The 13,723-nt window shown below is 66.1% G+C and carries 13 protein-coding genes; 10 read left to right on the plus strand and 3 right to left on the minus strand.

Translation table 11 applies throughout. The features are described 5' to 3' along the window. Positions 1 to 215: 215 nt before the first annotated feature. From E3N85_RS15010 to paaI, 3 genes are read right to left on the minus strand one after another with little or no spacing between them, the layout of a single operon-like run. The gene (locus E3N85_RS15010; RefSeq protein ID WP_134464612.1) at positions 216 to 815 is read right to left on the minus strand and encodes a TetR/AcrR family transcriptional regulator; all 600 of its coding nucleotides are present in this window, start codon (positions 813 to 815) and stop codon (positions 216 to 218) included. A 40-nt stretch (positions 816 to 855) separates the two neighbouring features. Further along, positions 856 to 2,175 carry a phenylacetate--CoA ligase PaaK gene (gene paaK, locus E3N85_RS15015; protein ID WP_134464614.1) on the minus strand — a complete coding sequence of 440 codons (1,320 nt, stop codon included), beginning with the start codon at positions 2,173 to 2,175 and terminating at the stop codon, positions 856 to 858. A gap of 17 nt (positions 2,176 to 2,192) precedes the next feature. Continuing rightward, a complete protein-coding gene (gene paaI, locus E3N85_RS15020) occupies positions 2,193 to 2,621 on the minus strand; it encodes a hydroxyphenylacetyl-CoA thioesterase PaaI (RefSeq protein WP_134464616.1) in 429 nt (142 codons plus the stop codon). 196 nt (positions 2,622 to 2,817) lie between these two features. Between paaI and paaA the strand changes: the two genes are divergently transcribed. The 10 genes from paaA (at position 2,818) to E3N85_RS15070 (ending at position 13,651) form a co-directional block, all read left to right on the plus strand. After that, positions 2,818 to 3,825, plus strand: a complete 1,008-nt coding sequence (paaA, locus tag E3N85_RS15025) for a 1,2-phenylacetyl-CoA epoxidase subunit PaaA (RefSeq protein WP_134464618.1) — start codon at positions 2,818 to 2,820, stop codon at positions 3,823 to 3,825. Further along, positions 3,822 to 4,127, plus strand: coding sequence for a 1,2-phenylacetyl-CoA epoxidase subunit PaaB (gene paaB / locus E3N85_RS15030; protein WP_134464620.1), 306 nt, complete (start codon positions 3,822 to 3,824; stop codon positions 4,125 to 4,127). Before paaA ends, paaB begins: the two co-directional genes overlap by 4 nt. Further along, a complete protein-coding gene (gene paaC, locus E3N85_RS15035; RefSeq protein ID WP_134464622.1) occupies positions 4,124 to 4,975 on the plus strand; it encodes a 1,2-phenylacetyl-CoA epoxidase subunit PaaC in 852 nt (283 codons plus the stop codon). Before paaB ends, paaC begins: the two co-directional genes overlap by 4 nt. Further along, positions 4,969 to 5,529, plus strand: a complete 561-nt coding sequence (gene paaD / locus E3N85_RS15040; RefSeq protein WP_134464625.1) for a 1,2-phenylacetyl-CoA epoxidase subunit PaaD — start codon at positions 4,969 to 4,971, stop codon at positions 5,527 to 5,529. Before paaC ends, paaD begins: the two co-directional genes overlap by 7 nt. Further along, the gene (gene paaE / locus E3N85_RS15045) at positions 5,529 to 6,674 is read left to right on the plus strand and encodes a 1,2-phenylacetyl-CoA epoxidase subunit PaaE (RefSeq protein ID WP_370289373.1); all 1,146 of its coding nucleotides are present in this window, start codon (positions 5,529 to 5,531) and stop codon (positions 6,672 to 6,674) included. The genes paaD and paaE overlap by 1 nt, the downstream gene beginning before the upstream one ends. Positions 6,675 to 6,712: 38 nt before the next feature. Next, positions 6,713 to 7,486, plus strand: coding sequence for an enoyl-CoA hydratase/isomerase family protein (locus E3N85_RS15050; RefSeq protein WP_134464627.1), 774 nt, complete (start codon positions 6,713 to 6,715; stop codon positions 7,484 to 7,486). Between the two features lie 174 nt (positions 7,487 to 7,660). Then, entirely contained in the window at positions 7,661 to 8,284 is a 624-nt protein-coding gene (locus E3N85_RS15055) for a hypothetical protein (protein ID WP_134464629.1), read from the plus strand. 104 nt (positions 8,285 to 8,388) lie between these two features. Next, positions 8,389 to 9,147 (plus strand): copper resistance CopC family protein, encoded by a 759-nt coding sequence (locus E3N85_RS15060; RefSeq protein WP_134464631.1) that lies wholly within the window; start codon positions 8,389 to 8,391, stop codon positions 9,145 to 9,147. Between the two features lie 369 nt (positions 9,148 to 9,516). Beyond that, the gene (gene recQ, locus E3N85_RS15065; RefSeq protein ID WP_241978551.1) at positions 9,517 to 11,358 is read left to right on the plus strand and encodes a DNA helicase RecQ; all 1,842 of its coding nucleotides are present in this window, start codon (positions 9,517 to 9,519) and stop codon (positions 11,356 to 11,358) included. 184 nt (positions 11,359 to 11,542) lie between these two features. Continuing rightward, complete coding sequence (locus E3N85_RS15070) at positions 11,543 to 13,651, plus strand: acyl-CoA dehydrogenase (RefSeq protein ID WP_134464635.1); 2,109 nt, start codon at positions 11,543 to 11,545, stop codon at positions 13,649 to 13,651. Positions 13,652 to 13,723: the final 72 nt, after the last annotated feature.

Below are 13,723 nucleotides of genomic sequence, written 5' to 3' on the forward strand. Positions count from 1 at the left end.
AGCGCCGATGGTACTGCAGGGGGGACCCTGTGGGAGAGTAGGACACCGCCGGACTTAACTTAGAAACACACGAAAAGGCCACCCTCGGGTGGCCTTTTTGCGTTAACCCGCTGTCACAATGCCTGCCACGCGCGGAGCCCACCACAACACCCCGACAACGTCCCACCCCCACACACAACCCACCACCCCACCCAGAACACGAACACGCAGGGAATCTAGCGGCGGCGGAGGCCGTCCAAGGCGACGGCGAGCACGTCGTCGGCCAGCTGGGTGGCGTCTTCGGGGCCATCGGCGCGATACCACTCGGCGATGGAGTTGACCATGCCGAAGAGCAGGCGGGTGACGACCCGCGGGTCGATGTCGCTGCGCAACGAGCCCTCGTCCCGGGCCTCGACGACCAGGGTCGAGACGGCGCGGTCGAAGGCGCGGCGGCGAGCCAGAGCAAGACGCTCGACCTCGGTGTTGCCGCGCACCCGGAGCAGCAGCGTGACGTAGGGAAGGCGCGTCGTGAGTACGTGCACGGCACCGCGAAGCACGAAGGCCAGGCGGTCGATCGCGCTGCCGGTCAGGGCGCCGGACTCCAGCAGCACGCCCTCGAGGCCGTTGAGGGCTTCGTCGAGAGCGAGTTGGAGCACCTCGTCCTTGGACGTGAAGTGGTGGTAGATGGCCGCTTTCGATAGGGCCAGGCGCGTCGCGAGGACTCCCATTGAGGTGGCGTCGTAGCCGAATTCATTGAACGCGGTGACGGCGATCTCGAGAATGGCCCGCTGGTCGTAGCCGGGACGCCCGCGCTTAGGGGTGTGTACGTCAGACATAGATCTTGAGTCTCTCACGCAGGCATGCCGGCCACGACAACTAGCGCAGGTCGTAGACGCGTTTGTGCTTGCCGGTGCTGCGCTCGAGGGTTCCGGGCTCAACGATGAGCACGTTGACGCTGGAACCGATCCGGTCCTTGATGAGGGCGATGAGAAGCGCGCGTGCTATGGCAGAGGCGGCGTCGTCGGCGTGCTCGTGCCGTTCGATGCGCACGGTGAGCTCATCCATGCGCTCCGGCCGGGTCAGTTCGAGCACGAAATGTGGGGACAGATGCTCAATGCCAAGCACGATCTCTTCTATCTGGGTCGGAAATAGGTTCACCCCGCGCAGAATGATCATGTCGTCATTGCGACCGGTGATCTTCTCCATGCGGCGCATGCCCGGCCGAGCCGTGCCGGGGAGCAGCCGGGTCAGGTCGCGGGTGCGGTAGCGGATGACCGGAAAGGCCTCCTTGGTGAGGGAAGTGAAGACGAGTTCGCCGGTTTCGCCGTCGGGTATCGTGACGCCGGTGTCGCCGTTGATGATCTCGGGCAGAAAATGGTCTTCCCAGAGGTGCGGACCGTCTTTGGCCTCGATGCACTCATTGCCGACTCCCGGGCCCATGACTTCGCTGAGGCCGTAGATATCGAGCGCGTCAAAGTCGAGGCGATCCTCGAGCTCGAGGCGCATCTGGTTCGTCCACGGCTCGGCGCCGAGCACGCCGGCCTTCAGACTCGAGTGACGCGGGTCCAGGCCAGCGGCGACCATCGCGTCGGTGATGGTGAGCAGGTAGCTCGGCGTCGACAGAATGACATCGGGCTCGAAGTCGGTGATCAACTGCACCTGCTTGTTGGTCTGGCCTCCCGACATCGGGATGGCGCAGGCACCGAGTGCTTCAATGCCGGCGTGCGCCCCGAGGCCGCCGGTGAACAGCCCGTAGCCGTACGCGTTGTGCACCTTCATTCCGGGACGCACGCCCGAGGCGCGCAGGCTCCGGGCCACCAGGCCCGACCAGATGGCGAGGTCGTTTTTCGTGTACCCGACCACGGTCGGCAGCCCGGTGGTGCCCGAGGAGGTGTGAATGCGCGCGACCTGGTCCATCGGAACCGCGAACATGCCGAATGGGTAGCAGGCGCGCAGGTCGTCCTTGGTCGTGAAAGGCAGCAGCGCAACGTCCTCGAGCGTGCGAATGTCGTCGGGGTGCACGCCGGCGGCCTCGAACTTGCGCGTGTATAGAGGAACGTTTTCGTAGGCGTGCCGTACGGTGCGCTGCAGACGCGTGAGCTGCAGCGCGCGAATCTCACCCTGGGACATCCGCTCAGCCGCGTCGAGCTCGTCGAGTGCCGGTGCGTGCAGACGGGTCTTGGTCAGCGTTGACATGAGGCCTTCCGGAAGGGTTAGAGGTGGTTGTGTGCGGGGATGGGCAAGTTGGTGGTGCGGCTACGGCCGCGAAATTCGGCCACAGTGACATCGTTGTCAGCGGTGACGCGCACGTCGTAGATGCCGCTGCGGCCGCTCTTCACACGAAGCAGCGCGGTCGCTGTGAGGTTCTGGCCCGTCGTGGTCGGCTTCAGAAATGTGATGTCAGCGCCAGCGGCGAGCGTGACATGATGCGAATCGTTGCAGGCAATGGCGAACGCCGTGTCGGCGAGGGCGAATACGAAACCACCGTGGGTCACATCGAAACCGTTGAGCATGTCGTCCCGGACGACCATCGAGACAACGGAATGGCCCGGCTCATCACGGAGCACGATCATGCCGAGGGAAGCCGATGCCCGGTCGCGCTGCATCATGGCCTGGTTGCCGACGGATGCTGCTTCGGTCATTCGGTTCTCCTCGTTGAGTTGCCGTGGTTGTGAAGCTCAAGCGGGGGTTGCCCGACCGATAATGTGACTATATACTAACTAAACGATCGGTTGGTAATAGATTGCCGATCAGTGTGCGAAATTTCCGACCGGCATCACCTTAGCGCCGTCGGCACTTCCCACGACCACCGCAGTCAACGCAGACCAGGAGCCGATGATGACAAGCACCATCACGCCCGATAGGGGTGCAGCCGTCGCTTTCAGCGTCGAAGAGCAGCAGTTCAACGACTTGATCGAAGCAGACTCCCGCATCGAGCCGCGCGACTGGATGCCGGAGGGATACCGCAGGTCGCTCGTGCGTCAAATCTCGCAGCACGCGCATTCCGAGATTATCGGCATGCAGCCCGAGTCCAACTGGATCACGCGCGCCCCGAGCCTGAAGCGTAAGGCCATCCTCATGGCCAAGGTGCAAGACGAGGCTGGTCACGGACTCTACCTGTACTCCGCCGCGCAAACCCTCGGCGCCACCCGCGACGATATGACGGATGCCCTCATCGCCGGCAAGGCCCGCTACTCCTCGATCTTCAACTATCCGACCCCGAGCTGGGCCGACATGGGCTCGATCGGCTGGCTCGTCGATGGCGCCGCCATCTGCAACCAGGTGCCGCTCTGCCGAGCCTCCTATGGCCCATACGGTCGCGCAATGGTGCGCATCTGCAAGGAGGAGTCCTTTCATCAGAGGCAGGGCTTCGAGATTCTGCTCGAGCTCATGCAGGGCACAGCGGAGCAGCGGCAGATGGCACAGGACTCGGTCGACCGCTGGTACTGGCCCGCGCTGATGATGTTCGGCCCGCCCGATGATGACTCGCCCAACTCGGCGCAGTCTATGGCCTGGAAGATCAAGCGTCACTCCAACGACGAGCTGCGCCAGCGCTTCGTCAACATGCTCGTTCCCCAGGCCGCCGTGCTCGGCGTCACGCTGCCAGATTCCGATCTGCACTTCAACGAAGAAACCCAGCAGTGGGATCTCGGCGAGATTGACTGGACCGAGTTTCACGAGGTGCTCGCCGGCCGTGGCCCGAATAATGCACAGCGCCTGCAGCGTCGACGCGACGCCCACGAGGATGGCCGCTGGGTGCGCGAAGCGGCCGCGGCCTATGCGAGCAAACAGACCGCACGCAAAGAATCCACACTCACCACCGAGCTCGAAACGGTTGCCTCATGACCAGCCCCGGTGATTCCGCAACAGAAATCTGGCCGCTCTGGGAGGTTTTCGTGCGCTCCAACCGCGGCCTCAGCCACGTGCACGTCGGCTCGCTGCACGCTCCCGACGAGATCCTGGCCGTGCGCAACGCACGCGACCTGTACACCCGTCGCAGTGAAGGCGTCTCGGTCTGGGTCGTTCCCGCCGCGGCAATCACCACGAGTGACCCCGACGCCAAGGGCGCCTTCTTCGAATCGCCTGTTGGCAAGAACTACCGCCATGCGAGCTACTACTCCAAGAGCGAAGGGGTACGTCACCTATGAACAGCACACCTGGGGGTGAGCAGATCCAGGCCGACGCCGACGACCACGGCCACGTCGCCGTCGATGTCACCACGCTTGACGCCGAGCTCATCGAAGGTCCGTCCGTCGCCACCCCCGACGTGGCCGAATATGCGCTGTGGCTCGGCGACGACTCGCTCATCCTGGCCCAGCAGCTCGGTGCCTGGATCTCGCGTGCACCCGAACTCGAAGAAGACGTCGCCCTCGGCAATGTCGCCCTCGATCTGATCGGGCACGCCCGGTCGCTGCTGCACTACGCCGGCACCGCGTCGAACCGCACCGAGGACGACCTCGCCTATTGGCGAACGGAGCCCGATTTCCGGTCGCTGCACATCGTCGAGCAGCCCAACGGTGACTTCGCCCACACGATCGCACGCCAGTTCGTTGTGGCGCACTACCTGTTCGAGCTGTACAGCCGGTTGCGGGCATCCGCTGACGCGACCCTCGCCGCGATCGCCGCCAAGGCGGTGAAAGAGGTCGACTACCACCGTGACCACTCCAACCAGTGGGTGCTGCGCCTCGCACACGGAACCGACGAGTCGCGCCGCCGCACGGTCACCGGGCTCTCCGACCTGTGGCCCTACGTCGAAGAGGTCTTTCGCGACGATCCGCTCATCGACCGCCTCGAAGGAGTGGCGGTTCGCCCGTCCAGCCTGCGACCGGCGTTCGACGCCGCCATCGCGCCGGTGCTCGCCGAAGCCGAGCTCGAGATCCCTCGCGGTTTTGTCGCCTCCGGCGGCGGCCGCACCGGCAAGCACTCCGAGCACCTCGCTTTTCTGCTCGCCGAAATGCAGGTGCTCACCCGCGCGCACCCCGGAGCGTCATGGTGACCACGCATCCGCGCTCGACTGACCTGCGGGAGGCGTTCGCCCGGCCGCGTCCCGCTGACGCGGCGTCGCTCGCCGCCTGGGCGATTGCCGCCCAGGTCGTCGATCCGGAGATTCCAGTGATCACGATCGAAGACCTCGGTGTGCTGCGCTCGGTAACGGTCACAACGGACGCCGTCGCGGTCACCCTGACCCCGACCTACAGCGGATGCCCAGCCATGGATGCCATGCGCGACGACGTCCTCGCGGCGCTCACCAACGCCGGTTACCAGAACGTCTCGGTTCGCCTGGTGCTCAGCCCGGCGTGGACCACCGATTGGATGAGTGAGATCGGCAGGGACAAGCTGCGGGAGTACGGCATTGCCGCCCCGATCGGGCACGCGGCCGTGCGAGGTTCCGGTCCGGCCGGCCCGGTTCGGCTGCAGCTGGGCGTCAAGTGCCCGCAGTGTTCATCGCTCAACACCCGCGAGCTCGCGCACTTCGGCTCCACCTCCTGTAAGTCCCTCTACGAATGCCGCGACTGCCTCGAGCCGTTCGACTACTTCAAGGTGCTCTAATGGCGTCAACACGTCTTGAATCCACCAACCAGGGCGCCATGACGCTGGCGCCGGTCAAGCACCGCGCACGCTTCCACACCCTCACAGTGGCTGAAGTGCGCCCGCTCACCGCCGACAGCGTCGAGGTCACCTTCACCGTTCCGCCCAAATTGCAGGGCGCATTCGACTACCTGCCGGGCCAGCACCTCGCCCTGCGCGCCACGATCGACGGCCAGGAGCTGCGCCGCAGCTATTCGATCTGCCGGCCGGAGACATCCGGTCAGATCAGTGTGGCGATCAAACGCGACCTCGGTGGTGTCTTCTCGACCTGGGCCAACAGCGAGCTGCACGTCGGCGACGAACTCGACGTGATGAGCCCGCAGGGCAGCTTCACTTCGACCCTGCGGGGCCTGGAGCACAAGCACGTCGTGGGTGTGGCGGCCGGTTCGGGAATCACCCCGCTCATGGCGCTCGCGCACACCGTGCTCGCCGCCTCGGCGACCTCGAGTTTCACCCTCGTCTACACCAACCGCACGGCGCTCGACGTGATGTTCCTCGACGAGCTCGCCGAACTCAAGGACCGCTACCCGGCCCGCCTCGCGCTGTACCACGTGCTGTCTCGGGAGCAGCGATCATCGTCGCTGCTCTCCGGCCGTATCGACGAGGAAAAATTTCGACGCATGCTCGACACGATTCTGCGCCCGGCCGCGGTCGACGAGTGGTTTCTATGCGGCCCGTTCGAGCTCGTGCAGCTCTGCCGCGACACACTCGAGAGTACCGGCGTCGACCGGGCGCGCGTGCGCTTCGAACTGTTCACCACGGGTGTGCCGTCGGCAGCCAACGGCGATCGTGGCCGGCCCGTCATCATCGGCACGGGGGACAAGACCTTCCAGATCGAATTCACCCTCGACGGCCAGAGCAACACGGTGACGACGCCGGTCAATGCGAACGAGAGCATCCTGAACGCGGCGCTGCGTGTGCGGCCCGACGTGCCGTTCGCCTGTGCTGGCGGAGTCTGCGGCACCTGCCGTGCCAAGCTGGTCAGCGGTGATGTCACCATGACCGAGAACTACGCGCTGGAGCCCGAAGAACTCGCCCGCGGTTACGTTCTGACCTGCCAGTCGCACCCGACCACCGACACCGTCGTCGTCGACTATGACGTCTAGCCTTTTCACCCCAAATATGGCCCAAGAAAGCGGATGCCGTGATCGAGCTCTCGATAGACAACGACGTCGCCCACGTGGTGCTGAACGCGCCCGGCAAACTCAACGCCCTCGACGAGGCCTCGATCGTCGAACTCGATGCGGCCTACCAGACCGCGGAGCGGGCTGGCGTGCGCGCCTTGGTCTTGCGGGGTGAAGGGCCAGCGTTCTGCGCCGGCCGCGACATTTCGGCGGTCGACCCGCGAACCGACGACGTGCTCGGGTACCTCGGCAACCTGGTCACGCCCTTGCTGCAGCGCATGAGCCGGTTTCCGGCACCGACCTTCGCGGCCGCTCACGGTGCCTGCCTCGGGGTGGGCCTTGGACTGCTTATCGCCACCGACGTCGTCTACATCGCCGACACCGCCAAGATCGGCTCGCCGTTCGCGAACCTCGGGGCCACGCTCGACTCGGGTGGGCACTCCCTGTTCGTGGAACGCCTCGGCGCGCACCGTACGCTTGACCTCATCTACAGCGGGCGCCTCTTGTCCGGAGCGGAGGCCGTCGCCAGCGGACTCTTCAGCCAGGTGTTCCCGGCCACGGAGCTGACCGAGGCCACCGTGCAGGCGGCCTCACGCGCGGCATCCGGTGCCACCCAGGCTTTTCTCGCGAGCAAAGCAATCGTGCAATCACTGCGCGACGAACGGCTCGGACTCTGGCAGAGCATGAGCGACGAGACCGCCGCCCAGGCCACGCTCTGCGCCACCGGCGACTATCGCGAGGGGTTCGCCGCGTTCCAACAGAAGCGCAAGCCCTCTTTCACCGGCCGCGTTTGACATCGCCCCGCACTGAACCTACAAGCAGAAGCCGACGGGTCTGCTCGGTCCCGGCCGACTTGCCGGCCGTGGTCGACCACCAGCTCCCGCCAGTCTTCTTGCAGGGTCGGTCAGTTATTCTGGGAAAGTTGCTCGGGAGAAAGTCACCCTGGACGAGACCGGAGAGGGGCCGTCATGCACACACGCTGGGCCCGTTTTGCCCGCGGCTGGATCGTCGCCGTGTCCTCGACCTTTGTCGCCGCCCTGTCGCACACGCTCGGTGGTGCCTCAGTGCCCGGTCTGCTGGCGGTCGTCGTGTCCCTCGCCTTCGCCGGCATGGTGTGCGTCGCTTTGTCGGGCCGAACCCTGTCGTTCTGGCGCGGCGCCGCATCCGTGTTGATCAGCCAGCTCATCTTTCACGGCCTGTTTTCACTCGGCGCACCCGGCGGTGCGCTCGGAGCCGCCCTCGCCGCGTCGGGTACGCACCAGCATGCGGCGCTGCCCGGTCTGATTGGCCCGCTCGCACCGGGCGGGGGCGCTGATGTCACGCATGACGGTGCGACCATGTGGGGCGCCCACCTCGGAGCCGCCATCATCACTATTCTGGTGCTGCGTTTTGGGGAGCGCGCGTTCTGGGGCCTCGTCGAAAGCGTTCGCCTGGGCCTGCGTACCCTGTACGTCCCCGCATCGGTGGTCGTGCCGGTCGCGGCACCGGTTCGCATCGGGCACGAGGCGCCAGTGTCCGCGCCGCGCGACCTGGTTCTCGTGTTGTCGGCCATGCGGCATCGTGGCCCGCCGTCCGGCGCGCTCTTCACCTGACACGGCCACGAACCAGACCATTCTCCCCGCCGCACCGAACGACTAGCAGAGGCCGCTCCGGCTCCGTTCGGTGGGCGCCGGGCACCCCACGCTGAAGGACAATCATGAAGTTCACGACCCCTCGCAGTGCCGCCACTGCACCGCCCGCCGCAAACAGTCGGTCCAGCACCGTGCGCGCCAACTCGACGCCCCACGGGACGACAGCCTCCATCGTTCGAACTGCGCACCAGCGGCCGACCCGCCGGCAGACTGCTTCGGCCGCTCGCCGCACGGCCCGAGCCGTATTCGCGGTCGTCGTCGCGGCAGCGGCCCTGAGCTGGGGTGCAGCACCGGCATCCGCTCATAACAACGCCGTCGGCTCCTCGCCGGCGGCCGACTCGGTGGTGACCGAGCAGCCCGAGTTGTTCTCGGTCACCACGAGCGACCTGTTGCTCGATCTCGGCGGAACCGGCTCCAGCGCCGCGATGATCGTCACCGGGCCGGCCGGTGCGCCGCTGTTCTACGGGGATGGCTGCGCAACTGTCTCCGGTGCAACGATCGAAACCGCGGCGCAGCTCGGCCCGGCCGGACACTACAGGGTGATCTGGCAGGCGGTCTCCACCGACGGCCACTCGATCTCTGACGAGTTCACTTTCGACTGGAAGCCGGCCCCGGGCCAGTCGCTCGCCGACGGTGCGGCCACGGCTCCGTCTTGCGGGATCGAAGCGGATGCCTCCACCACGGACGCCACCACCGACGCCGGATCGAGAGCCGCCAGCGACAGTCCCCTCTCGACCGTCGCCTGGATCGGCGCAGCCCTCGGCGCAATAGTGCTCGCCGTCGCAGTGACCCTGCTCGTCCTGCGCCAGAAGCGCGGCCGCTGATTCACCCGATAGCGGGTAGGTGGTTGCTTCAGGTGCCGTGAAGCAACCAGTTACCCGCTGTCGCGGATCTGACCGGCACGGGAGAACGTGTCAGGGGGCCCGGGTAAAGTTATGCAGGTGAGTTGGAACGCTGAGCTGCCCTGGAACCCTGACGACGTTGAAACACCCAGCGACTTTGAACCACCGAACGACTTTGAACCACCGACCGATTTCGACGCCCCCGACGACTTCGACGCACCGCCACCTCCCGAAGCCGACCGGCAGTACGGCGCCCGGCAGCCGGCTCGCTCGGGCGCGGCATCCGCGTCGAACCAGCCCCATGCCAACCCACGCGGCCCGAACCGGCCTGCCGCTCGCACCGCCACGCCGATGCGCGCCGCCACCCGCAAGTTCTCCACCGCGGCTGAAGCCCTGCACACCGTGTTCGGCTACGACTCCTTCCGCGGCGACCAGGCCGAGATCATCGCACAGGTCGTCGACGGCAAGGACGCCGTTGTGCTCATGCCTACCGGCGGCGGCAAGAGCCTCTGCTACCAAATTCCCGCGCTCGTGCGTGCTGGAACCGGCATCGTCGTCTCCCCACTCATCGCCCTGATGCAAGACCAGGTCGACGCGCTCACCGCCGTCGGTGTGCGCGCCGAGTTTCTCAACTCCAGCCAGGACTCCCAGGCCCGCAGCCAGGTCGAACGCGACTACCTGAACGGCGACCTCGATTTGCTCTACGTCGCCCCCGAGCGACTCGCCAATGAAGCCACCAAACGGCTTCTCGACCGCGGAACCATCGCCCTGTTCGCCATCGACGAAGCCCATTGCGTGTCGCAGTGGGGTCACGACTTTCGGCCCGACTACCTTGCGCTCAGCGAACTACCCGATCGCTGGCCCGACGTACCGCGCATCGCCCTCACCGCCACAGCGACGGATGCCACGCACCAGGAGATCACGACCCGCCTGCAGCTGGGCGACGCCAGACACTTCGTGGCGAGTTTCGACCGGCCCAACATTCAGTACCGCATTGTCGGCAAGGCCGAGGTGCGCAAACAGCTGCTCTCCTTCTTGAAGACGGAGCACCCGGGCGACGCCGGAATCGTCTACGCCCTCAGTCGCAAGACAGTCGACCAGACCGCCGAGTTCCTGCGGCAGAACGGCGTCAACGCGCTGCCATACCATGCCGGGCTCGACGCGGGCCTGCGCGCTCGCACCCAGTCCCGTTTTCTGCGCGAGGAGGGCGTCGTCATCGTCGCCACGATCGCGTTCGGCATGGGAATCGACAAGCCCGACGTGCGCTTCGTGGCCCACATCGACCTGCCCAAATCGGTCGAGGGCTACTACCAGGAGACCGGTCGAGCCGGCCGCGACGGGGCACCGGCCACGGCCTGGCTGGCCTACGGCCTGCAAGATGTCGTGCAGCAGCGCCGCATGATCGACGAGTCACCCGGCGACCTCGGCCACCGGCGCAAACTCTCCGCCCACCTCGACGCCATGCTCGCGCTGTGCGAAACGGTGCATTGCCGCCGGGTCAACCTGCTGCGTTACTTCGGCCAGGCCAGCGAACCCTGCGGCAACTGCGACACCTGCCTCGAACCGCCCGAAGCCTGGGATGGCACCATCCCCGCCCAAAAACTGCTCTCCACGATCGTGCGTCTGCACCGCGAACGCAATCAGAAGTTCGGCGCCGGCCACCTCATCGACATCCTCCGCGGCAAAGAAACGCCCCGCGCCACCCAATACCGGCACACCGAGCTGAGCACGTGGGGCCTCGGCGCCGACCTCAGCGACCAGGCCTGGCGCGGCGTCGTACGGCAGATGCTGGCCCAGGGCCTGCTCGCCACCTCCGGCGAATACGGCACCCTCGTGCTAACGGATGCTGCCGCCTTGGTTCTCGGCGGCAGCCGCACGGTGCAATTGCGGCGTGAACCCGACCGCCCCGCGCGTTCCAGTGCCGCCCGCCGCCCGAGCGCAGCGAAGGTTGCTGCCGCCGACCTCAGCACGTCCCAGGAGACCCTGTTCGAGGCGCTGCGGGTGTGGCGTTCGGCCGAGTCGAAGGAGCAGGGCGTGCCCGCCTACATCGTCTTCGGCGACGCAACCCTGATCGCTGTGGCCGCAGCCGGTCCCACCACGCTCGCCGGGCTTGACGGCATCACCGGTATCGGTGCCAAGAAGCTCGAAGCCTACGGCGAAGCCCTCCTCGAAGTTGTCGCCGCTTCCGCGTGATCGCATCAGCACGCTATTTGTGTGGGAGCGCACGTGTGCACGGCTCGAGGTTGTAGTAAACCTACAAAACGGATGCCTAGGGCGGCAGCTATCGTTGTTGCCCCCGCACCGCGCGTTTCACGACCGCGACCATGCGGCCCTAACGTTGCGATTATGACTTTCGCGCGAACAGTTAGGACCACCCATGGTTGACACGAAACAGCGCTCCAGCACCCGATCGACGACGATCGATCCCAGCCTCGTTCCCAGTGTCGACACGGGACCCATCAAGTCCATCGGTGATCCGACCGCCCCTGCAGTCAACGTCGAACAACTCGGGCGCCAGCTGCTCGGCACCTGGGCCGACGTGCGCCTCGCCGCCCGAGAAGTCACCGCGCGCCCCGATATGCAGCGCATCGAGGGGCTCTCCATGGCTGACCACCGGCTGCGCGTTCTTGAGCAGCTCAAGGTACTCGCAGCCAACGGCCACGTACTGCGCGCCTTCCCCAAGCACCTTGGCGGTCAGGACGACCACGGTGGAAACATTGCCGGCTTCGAAGAACTCGTCATTGCCGACCCGAGCCTGCAGATCAAGGGTGGCGTGCAGTGGGGCCTGTTCGGCGCCGCCGTCCTGCACCTCGGCACCAAGCCGCACCATGATAAGTACCTTCCCGGCATCATGGACCTGAGCGTGCCGGGCGCGTTCGCCATGACCGAAATCGGTCACGGCTCAGACGTGGCGAGCATCGCGACCACCGCGACCTTCGACGCCGCCACCGGTGAGTTCATCATCAACACCCCGTTTCGCGCCGCCTGGAAGGATTACCTCGGCAACGCCGCGAAAGACGGCATTGCCGCCGTGCTCTTCGCACAGCTCATCACCCGCGGAACCAACCACGGCGTGCATGCCTTCTACCTGCCCATTCGGGGCGCCGATGGCGATTTCCTCCCCGGTGTCGGCGGCGAGGACGACGGCTTGAAGGGTGGCCTCAACGGCATCGACAACGGCCGACTGCACTTCACCGACGTGCGCATCCCGCGTGAAAATCTGCTCAACCGGTACGGCGACGTCGCCGAGGACGGCACGTACTCCAGCCCGATATCAAGCCCCGGTCGTCGATTCTTCACGATGCTGGGCACGCTGGTTCAGGGGCGCGTGTCGCTCGACGGGGCCGCTACCGCGGCATCCGCTCTCGCCCTGACCATCGCGATCACCTATGGAAGCCAGCGTCGCCAATTCACCGCCGGCAGCGACACCGACGAGGAGGTCATCCTCGACTACCAGCGGCACCAGCGCCGGTTGTTTCCGCGCCTTGCCACGACGTACGCCCAGACCTTCGCGCACGACGAGTTTCTGGTGAAGTTCGACGACGTGTTCAGCGGCAAGGCCGACACCGACGATGACCGGCAAGACCTCGAGACCCTCGCTGCCGCGCTCAAGCCGCTCTCCACCTGGCACGCACTTGACACCCTGCAGGAGGCCCGTGAAGCCTGCGGCGGCGCCGGCTTCATGGCTGAGAACCGCCTCGTGGGGCTGCGCGCCGACCTCGACATCTTCGCGACCTTCGAGGGCGACAACAACGTGCTGCTGCAGCTCGTCGCCAAGCGTCTGCTCACCGATTACAGCCGCAAATTCGCAACAGCGGATGCAGGAGCCCTCGCGCGCTACGTCGTACAGCACGCCGCCGGTCGCGCCTACCACGGCACAGGCCTGCGCACCCTCGGGCAGACGGTGTTCGACCGCGGATCCACCGCCCGCTCCGTCGGTGCCCTCCGCGATGCCGACGTGCAGCGCGAGCTGCTCACCGATCGGGTCGAGAGTATGATCGGCGAGGTCGCCGGCAAGCTGCGCGGTGCCACCAAGCTGCCCAGTAAGCAAGCAGCCGATCTGTTCAATGCGCACCAGAACGAGCTCATCGAGGCAGCACGCGCCCACGGAGAACTACTGCAGTGGGAGTCGTTCACCCGGGCGCTCGACGCCACAACGGATGCCGGAACCAAGCAGGTGCTCACCTGGCTGCGCAACTTGTTCGGCCTCGGCCTGGTCGAGAAGAACCTGGCCTGGTACCTCATTCACGGTCGGCTCTCCGCCCAGCGGGCCCAGGCCGTCACGGCCTACATCGACCGGCTGATCGCGCGCATTCGGCCGCATGCCCTCGATCTCGTCGACGCGTTCGGCTATTCGCCAGATCACCTGCGGGCTACGATCGCGAGCGGTATTGAGCGTGAACGCCAGAACGAGGCGCGCGACTACTACGCTGACCAGCGGGCGTCGGGAGCCGCTCCCGCACCCGAAAAGTCGATCAAACGGTAGGCCGGCGCGCATCGTACTCAGGTACGACACCGATGGCGCACAACCATCCCCACGGTTGATGCGCCACATTAG

This window comes from Cryobacterium sp. Hz9, assembly GCF_004402825.1.
In the GTDB taxonomy this organism is placed as follows: Bacteria; Actinomycetota; Actinomycetes; order Actinomycetales; family Microbacteriaceae; genus Cryobacterium; species Cryobacterium gelidum.

Coding starts and splice junctions, on each gene's coding strand:
- paaK (WP_134464614.1), bottom strand. CDS start 2,175: ATGTCAACGCTGACCAAGACCCGTCTGCACGCACCGGCACTCGACGAG.
- E3N85_RS15010 (WP_134464612.1), bottom strand. CDS start 815: ATGTCTGACGTACACACCCCTAAGCGCGGGCGTCCCGGCTACGACCAG.
- paaI (WP_134464616.1), bottom strand. CDS start 2,621: ATGACCGAAGCAGCATCCGTCGGCAACCAGGCCATGATGCAGCGCGAC.
- paaC (WP_134464622.1), top strand. CDS start 4,124: ATGAACAGCACACCTGGGGGTGAGCAGATCCAGGCCGACGCCGACGAC.
- paaA (WP_134464618.1), top strand. CDS start 2,818: ATGACAAGCACCATCACGCCCGATAGGGGTGCAGCCGTCGCTTTCAGC.
- E3N85_RS15060 (WP_134464631.1), top strand. CDS start 8,389: ATGAAGTTCACGACCCCTCGCAGTGCCGCCACTGCACCGCCCGCCGCA.
- paaB (WP_134464620.1), top strand. CDS start 3,822: ATGACCAGCCCCGGTGATTCCGCAACAGAAATCTGGCCGCTCTGGGAG.
- E3N85_RS15070 (WP_134464635.1), top strand. CDS start 11,543: ATGGTTGACACGAAACAGCGCTCCAGCACCCGATCGACGACGATCGAT.
- paaE (WP_370289373.1), top strand. CDS start 5,529: ATGGCGTCAACACGTCTTGAATCCACCAACCAGGGCGCCATGACGCTG.
- E3N85_RS15055 (WP_134464629.1), top strand. CDS start 7,661: ATGCACACACGCTGGGCCCGTTTTGCCCGCGGCTGGATCGTCGCCGTG.
- recQ (WP_241978551.1), top strand. CDS start 9,517: ATGCGCGCCGCCACCCGCAAGTTCTCCACCGCGGCTGAAGCCCTGCAC.
- paaD (WP_134464625.1), top strand. CDS start 4,969: ATGGTGACCACGCATCCGCGCTCGACTGACCTGCGGGAGGCGTTCGCC.